The following is a 6,588-nucleotide window of genomic DNA, read 5'->3' as shown; positions in this document are numbered from 1 at the left end:
AGGCGCTGGAGCAGGAACTGGCGGCATTTGTGGGCTTGCCGCGCGCGCTCTACTTTTATGCCGGTTATGCCACCAACATCGGCATCATTCCGGCGCTGGTGGGCGCCGGTGACGCGATTTTTTCGGATGCGCTCAACCACGCCTGCCTGATCGACGGCGCCCGCCTGTCACGCGCCCAGATTCACCGCTACGCGCATGCCGATCTGGCCGCGCTGGCGCATGAACTGGCGCAAAGCAGTGCGCCCCGCAAGCTGGTCATCAGCGATGCGGTGTTCAGCATGGACGGCGACAGCGCCGACATTGCCGGCTTGCTGGCGCTGTGCGAACGCCACGACGCCTTGCTGCTGCTGGACGATGCCCACGGCTTTGGCGTGCTGGGCCGGCAAGGGCGCGGCAGCCTGGCAGCGGCGGGACTCCATGGCCCCCAAGCTTCCCGCCGCGTACTCTACATGGCCACGCTGGGCAAGGCCGCCGGTGTGGCCGGGGCCTTTGTAGCCGGCGATGACGCGCTGGTGGAATGGCTGCTGCAAAAAACCCGCAGCTATATTTTTGCCACGGCCGCCCCGGCGCTGCTGGCCAGCGCCTTGCGCGCCAGCCTCAAGCTGATCGAGCAGGACGAGTGGCGGCGCACGCATTTGCAAGGCTTGATTACCCGCCTGCGCAGCGGCTTGACGGCTGGCCTGCAGGGCAGCCGCTGGCAGCTATCCGAGTCGCAGACCGCCATTCAGCCGCTGCTGATTGGCCGCAACGACGAGGCGCTGACCGTGATGGAAGGCCTGCGGCTGCGCGGTATCTGGGTGCCGGCGATTCGCCCGCCCACCGTGCCCGAAGGCACGGCCCGCCTGCGCATCGCCCTGTCGGCGGCCCATACCGAAGCCGACATTGACCTGTTGATCAACGCCCTGACCGCTTTGGCCAGGGCCGCGCGCTGAGCTCGAGTGCATCGAGGCATCAGCTAGACTCAAAAACCCCCTGACACGAAGGAAAAACCATGTCTCCCGTTGTAGAACAAACCATCACCCTGCACCGCCCCGCCGCCCCGCTGGCCCCAAAAACGGGCGCCGAACGCTGGAGCGTGGACGCGATTGAAGCGCTGTTCAACCTGCCGTTTCCCGAGCTGATGCACCAGGCGCAAACAGTGCACCGCGAGAACTTTGACCCCACGCGGGTTGAATTTGCCACGCTGCTGTCGGTCAAGACCGGCGGTTGCGCCGAGGACTGCGGCTACTGCCCGCAGGCCGCGCGCCATGACACCGGCGTGGAAGCCAGCAAGCTGATGGAGCCGGCCGAAGTGCTGGCCGCCGCCAAGCTGGCGCAGGCCGCCGGCGCCACGCGCTTTTGCATGGGCGCAGCCTGGCGCTCGCCCAAGGAGCGCGACATCGAAAAGGTCGCCGAACTGATCCGCACCGTCAAGGCGCTCGGGCTGGAAACCTGCGCCACGCTGGGCATGCTCGAAGACGGCCAGGCGCAAACACTGCAAAGCGCCGGCCTCGACTACTACAACCACAACCTGGACAGCGCGCCCGATTTTTATGGCGACATCATCAGCACGCGCCAGTACCAGGACCGACTCGACACGCTGGCACGCGTGCGCAGCGCCGGCGTCAAGGTCTGCTGCGGCGGCATTGTCGGCATGGGCGAAACCCGCCGCCAGCGCGCCGGCCTGGTGGCCGAACTGGCCAACCTCACGCCCTACCCCGAATCGGTGCCGATCAACAACCTGGTGAAGGTCGAAGGCACGCCGCTGGCCGACCAGGCCGACCTGGACCCGTTTGAGTTTGTCCGCACCATTGCGGTGGCGCGCATCACCATGCCGACGGCGCGCGTGCGCCTGTCGGCGGGCCGCCAGCAAATGGGCGACGCGGTGCAGGCGCTGTGCTTTCTGGCCGGCGCCAACTCGATCTTTTACGGCGACAAGCTGCTGGTCACCGGCAACCCGGACACCGAAGCGGATGTCAGGCTGCTGGAACGGCTGGGCATGACACGCTCGACACCGCAAGCCGCGTCATAAGCGGGGCGGGCCTCTCTTGCCTGGAGGCCTGCCCCGAACACCCGCCCAGCGGATTAAACTCCCGCTCATTCAGGAGAGTGCCCATGACTTCAGCCCATGCTGCCCCGACAGTTTCCGCGCCGCCCGCAGCCACGCCTTATGGCACACTGCCGCCGGCTTCCACACCTTCCGCACGCAAGCCCATGAGCCTGCCCCGCCTGCGCGAAATGCATGCGCAGGGCGAAAAAATCACCATGCTGACCGCCTACGACGCGACCTTTGCCGCCGTGGCCGATGCCGCCGGGGTGGAATGCATTCTGGTGGGCGACTCGCTGGGCATGGTCTGCCAGGGGCTGACCAGCACCGTCGGCGTGACGCTGGAGGCCATGCGCCACCACACCGAATGCGTGGCCAACGGCCTGCGCCGCTCGCATGGCGTGGCCTGGCTGATCGGCGACCTGCCGTTTGGCAGCTACCACGCGTCCAGAGAGCAGGCTTTGCGCAGCGCCGTTACCTTGATGCAGGCGGGCGCCCACATGGTCAAGCTGGAAGGCGGCGGCTGGACCACCGAGACCGTGCGCTTTCTGGTCGAGCGCGGCATTCCGGTCTGCGCCCACCTGGGCCTGACGCCGCAAACCGTGCATGCGCTGGGCGGCTACCGCGTGCAGGGAAAAACCGACGAATCCGCCGCCCTGCTGCGGCGTGAAGCCAGCGCACTGCAGGACGCAGGCGCGTCCATGCTGGTGCTGGAAATGGTGCCCGCTAGCGTATCGGCCGAAGTGACCGCGCTGCTGACGCACTGCCCCACCATCGGCATTGGCGCGGGCAATGGCACTGCCGGCCAGGTGCTGGTGCTGCACGACATGCTGGGCATGAACCTGGGCAAAATGCCCAAATTTGTCCGCAACTTCATGGACGGCGATGGCACCCAAAGTTCCAGCATACGCGGCGCCATGGAGGCCTATGTGCGCGCCGTGAAGGACGGCAGCTTTCCGGTCAATAGCGCCCACGCGTGGTAGCCCGCCCCCCCACCACATTCAAGGAAAAGCCATGCACATCGTTCATACCATTGCCGAACTGCGCGCGCACCTCAGCCCCTTCAGGCGCCCGGCCTTTGTGCCCACCATGGGCAACCTGCACGACGGCCACATTGCGCTGGTCAAGCAGGCCAAGCCGCTGGGCGATGTCACGGTGTCCAGCATTTTTGTGAACCGCCTGCAGTTTGCGCCGCACGAGGACTTTGACAGCTACCCGCGCACGCTGGACGCCGACGCCCAGCGACTCGAAGCGGCCGGCTGCGACGTGGTGTTTGCCCCGCGTGAAAAAGACCTGTACCCGGAACCGCAAACCTTCAAGGTGCATCCGGCCACCGACCTGAGCGACATGCTGGAAGGGCACTTCAGGCCCGGCTTTTTCATTGGCGTCAGCACCGTGGTGCTCAAGCTGTTTTCTTGCGTGTTTGCCGGCATGCCCTCGGGCGTGGCCGCCTTCGGCAAAAAAGATTACCAGCAGGTGCTGGTGGTGCGCCGCATGGTGCAGCAGTTTGCCCTGCCGATCGAGATTCTGGCCGGCGAAACCCAGCGCGCCGAAGACGGGCTGGCGCTGTCATCGCGCAACGGCTACCTCAGCCCCGCCGAGCGCCTGGAAGCCGCGCAACTGGTCCAAGCCCTGCGCGCCCTGGGCGACGCCGCCCGCGCCGCCGCCCTGCCCGATCTGCCCGCACTGGAAGCGCAGGCCATGCAGGCCCTGGCCCGGCGCGGCTGGAAACCCGACTACCTGACGGTGCGCCGCCGCAGCGACCTGCAGCCGCCGCAAGGCCCGCTGGCAGAGCTTCCCCTGGTGGTGCTGGGCGCTGCCAAACTGGGCAACACCCGGCTGATTGACAACCTGGAAATTTGACCCCTAAAAAGCCTGGGCCAAGCTCCGGGGCAAGCTGGGCTTTATAGGGGGTCTGCGCCTGGCCTTGCCCCTGGGGTATAAACCGTCTCAATACATTGCAGCCGCTTTCAAGGAACTCCACCATGGCCATTTCGCACGCCGCATCGGGGCAACTCGTGGACGTTCAGCCGCTGGCAGACCAGCTCGCCGAGGCCCGTACCACGGCCCTGTTCAAAACCGACACACTCGAAGTCATGCGGCTGGTCATGCCTGCGCATAAAACCATGCCCTCGCACCAGGTCAAGGGTGACATCACGATTCACTGCCTGGAAGGCGAGATTGATCTGATGGCGCACGGCAAGACCCAGCGCATGAAAGCAGGCCAGCTGACCTGGCTGGCGGGCGGCGTGGACCATGCCTTGACGGCGGTGCAGGACTCGTCGCTGCTGGTGACGCTGGTGCTGCAAAAGTAGCGCCCAGCAGAGCGCAGCGGGGCTATCGGTTTTCCCCGCCCTGTCGACCTGAATTCATGATTATTTAAGCCTCTAGCCCAATTAACACGGGAGCTACCAGCTATTTATTCAATAGCAGATAAGCGCCGAATCAGGCTTGCTCGGTCGCCGGCTCACGCTCCATCAGCAGCGCCACCGCCTCGGCGGGCTGGAGTTTTCCGTCCAGCAGTGCCACCACGCTCTGCGCGATCGGCATGTCCACCCCCAGGCTGGCTGCGCGCTGCACCACGGTGCGGGCACAGTAAACGCCTTCGGCCACATGACCGAGCGACTGGACCGCCTCGGCCAGGGTGTTGCCCTGCGCGAGCAGCAAACCCACCTTGCGGTTGCGGCTGAGGTCACCGGTGGCGGTCAGCACCAGGTCGCCCAGCCCGGACAAGCCCGTGAAGGTTTCGGCGCGGGCGCCCAGCGCGACGCCCAGACGTGTCATTTCCGCCAGTCCGCGCGTGATCAGTGCAGCGCGGGCATTGAGTCCGAGCGCCAGGCCATCACACAGCCCGGTGGCAATGGCCAGCACGTTCTTGACGGCGCCGCCGACTTCGACGCCGATGATGTCGTCGTTGGCATACACGCGCAGGGTCGGGCCATGAAACGCGGCCACCAGCGCATCGCGCACCTCGGCGTGTTCGCTGGCGGCCACCAGGGCCGTTGGCTGGCCGCGCGCCACTTCGAGCGCAAAACTCGGGCCGCTGAGCACGCCGACCCTCAAATCAGGCGCTACCTGGGCCCGTATCTCGTGGACCATCAACCCGAATGGGGCGGATGACGAGGTGGACGCGAGCGGCGCTTCAAAGCCTTTGCTGAGCCAGGCGACCGGCACGGTGGCGTGCTGCAGGCGCTGCAGCATGTCGCGCGCGGCTGAAACCGGCGTGGCCATGATGATGAGGTCTTGTCCGTTGAGCGCCTGGGCCAGCGAAGCATCGCTGCCGCCTTGCACCCGCAAGGCTTCAGGGAAGGCAATGCCCGGCAGGTAGCGGGCGTTGGTGCGCTCGGCTTGCATGGCGTGGACCCGTGCCGCATCGCGCGCCCACAGGGTGACCTGATGCTTGCTGGGCGCGCTGATGGCGGCAACGCCATCAGCACCCCCAATGCCTTGGGCGCGCGAGGCACTGACGGCCAGTGCCGTGCCCCAGGCGCCCGCGCCAATCACGAGTATTTTCATAACTGCAATCCGTCAGGGACAGACGGCACCTTGACGGCCCTCAAACAATGATCTGGGGTGGCACCAGCGCTGCGGCAGCGGCTTCAGTCTGCTGCTGCTCGTACATGGCCTGGAAGTTGATCTCGGCCATGTGCACCGGCGGGAAACCGCCGCGCTGGATGATGTCGGCCACATTGCTGCGCAGGTAGGGATACACGATCTGCGGGCAGGCAATGCCCAGGATGGCACCAAGCTGCTCGGTCTGCATGTTGCGGATTTCAAAAATTCCGGCCTGCTTGGCCTCGACCATGAACACCGTCTTGTCGCCGATCTGGGTGTGCACGGTGGCCGTCACGGTGACCTCGAACAGGCCTTCCGCCACGGGCGAGGCGTCAACACCGAGCTGGATGTCCACGCCGGGTTGCTCCTGGTTCAGCAAGATTTCCGGCGAATTGGGTTGCTCCAGCGACAAATCCTTGAGGTAGACGCGCTGGATCTGGAATACGGGGTCAAGATTGGCTTCGGCCATGGTGCTCTTTCGGGGGTTCTTGAAAAATTGAAATGAATCGCAAAGCCGGCCGCGCGCAAAAGCACGCGGGGGCTGAAAATACATTATCTCAGGGCCGCAAGTCGGTCTGTCGCCTGGACTCAGGCATTGAGCAGCGGCATCAGGCCGCTGCGGCCATCGAGCGCGACCAGGTCATCACAGCCGCCAACGTGCGTTGATCCGATGAAAATCTGCGGCACGGAGCGCCGGCCCGTGATCTCCATCATTTTCTGGCGCTCACCGGGCACCATGTCGACCCGGATTTCGTCAAGTTCGGTGACACCGCGCTCCTTGAGCAGCTGTTTGGCCTGAATGCAATAAGGACAGGTGCCGGTGGTGTAGATTTTGACGTTTTGCATGCTTTCTCCGGAAGGTGCTGGCAGGAGCCAGGCGCAGGAAGTAAAAAAAATCAGGGTCAGCCCGGAAATTAACCGGGTTGCCACCCTGAAGCGGTCTTGCCGACAGCAACTTTCAGCCTTGTCAGGCTTTTTCAACCGGGAGGTTAGCGTCTTTCCATGCT

8 protein-coding genes are annotated in these 6,588 nt (G+C 65.1%); 5 read left to right on the top strand and 3 right to left on the bottom strand.

Going from position 1 to position 6,588, the window contains the following annotated elements; all coding sequences use genetic code 11:
• The 5 genes from Q8K05_RS07715 to Q8K05_RS07695 all read left to right on the top strand — a co-directional run.
• The coding region (locus Q8K05_RS07715; RefSeq protein ID WP_305245968.1) for an aminotransferase class I/II-fold pyridoxal phosphate-dependent enzyme at positions 1–932 on the top strand (932 nt) is incomplete at its 5' end.
• A 59-nt stretch (positions 933–991) separates the two neighbouring features.
• Positions 992–2,011 carry a biotin synthase BioB gene (gene bioB / locus Q8K05_RS07710; protein WP_305245966.1) on the top strand — a complete coding sequence of 340 codons (1,020 nt, stop codon included), beginning with the start codon at positions 992–994 and terminating at the stop codon, positions 2,009–2,011.
• 83 nt (positions 2,012–2,094) lie between these two features.
• Positions 2,095–3,009, top strand: a complete 915-nt coding sequence (gene panB, locus Q8K05_RS07705) for a 3-methyl-2-oxobutanoate hydroxymethyltransferase (protein WP_305245964.1) — start codon at positions 2,095–2,097, stop codon at positions 3,007–3,009.
• 31 nt (positions 3,010–3,040) lie between these two features.
• Entirely contained in the window at positions 3,041–3,889 is an 849-nt protein-coding gene (gene panC, locus Q8K05_RS07700; protein WP_305245962.1) for a pantoate--beta-alanine ligase, read from the top strand.
• A 122-nt stretch (positions 3,890–4,011) separates the two neighbouring features.
• Positions 4,012–4,341: a hypothetical protein gene (locus Q8K05_RS07695; RefSeq protein ID WP_305245960.1), complete on the top strand. Its 330-nt coding sequence runs from the start codon at positions 4,012–4,014 to the stop codon at positions 4,339–4,341.
• Positions 4,342–4,471: 130 nt separating this feature from the next.
• On the opposite strand, the gene Q8K05_RS07690 is transcribed toward Q8K05_RS07695, so the two are convergent.
• From Q8K05_RS07690 to grxC, 3 genes are all read right to left on the bottom strand, one after another.
• A complete protein-coding gene (locus Q8K05_RS07690; RefSeq protein WP_305245958.1) occupies positions 4,472–5,542 on the bottom strand; it encodes an NAD(P)H-dependent glycerol-3-phosphate dehydrogenase in 1,071 nt (356 codons plus the stop codon).
• 40 nt (positions 5,543–5,582) lie between these two features.
• Positions 5,583–6,050 (bottom strand): protein-export chaperone SecB, encoded by a 468-nt coding sequence (secB, locus tag Q8K05_RS07685; protein ID WP_305245956.1) that lies wholly within the window; start codon positions 6,048–6,050, stop codon positions 5,583–5,585.
• A 119-nt stretch (positions 6,051–6,169) separates the two neighbouring features.
• Complete coding sequence (grxC, locus tag Q8K05_RS07680) at positions 6,170–6,427, bottom strand: glutaredoxin 3 (RefSeq protein ID WP_305245954.1); 258 nt, start codon at positions 6,425–6,427, stop codon at positions 6,170–6,172.
• Between the last annotated feature and the right edge of the window lie 161 nt (positions 6,428–6,588).

Origin of the sequence: Polaromonas sp. (genome assembly GCF_030682935.1) — a bacterium.
Taxonomy (GTDB): Bacteria; Pseudomonadota; Gammaproteobacteria; order Burkholderiales; family Burkholderiaceae_C; genus Polaromonas.
The sequence above is the reverse complement of the archived record's forward strand: the minus strand, read 5'-3'. Positions and strand labels throughout refer to the sequence as shown.

Excerpts from the sequence above, each read along its gene's own strand:
- bioB (WP_305245966.1), top strand. The coding sequence starts at position 992 with ATGTCTCCCGTTGTAGAACAAACCATCACCCTGCACCGCCCCGCCGCC.
- panB (WP_305245964.1), top strand. The coding sequence starts at position 2,095 with ATGACTTCAGCCCATGCTGCCCCGACAGTTTCCGCGCCGCCCGCAGCC.
- panC (WP_305245962.1), top strand. The coding sequence starts at position 3,041 with ATGCACATCGTTCATACCATTGCCGAACTGCGCGCGCACCTCAGCCCC.
- Q8K05_RS07695 (WP_305245960.1), top strand. The coding sequence starts at position 4,012 with ATGGCCATTTCGCACGCCGCATCGGGGCAACTCGTGGACGTTCAGCCG.
- Q8K05_RS07690 (WP_305245958.1), bottom strand. The coding sequence starts at position 5,542 with ATGAAAATACTCGTGATTGGCGCGGGCGCCTGGGGCACGGCACTGGCC.
- secB (WP_305245956.1), bottom strand. The coding sequence starts at position 6,050 with ATGGCCGAAGCCAATCTTGACCCCGTATTCCAGATCCAGCGCGTCTAC.
- grxC (WP_305245954.1), bottom strand. The coding sequence starts at position 6,427 with ATGCAAAACGTCAAAATCTACACCACCGGCACCTGTCCTTATTGCATT.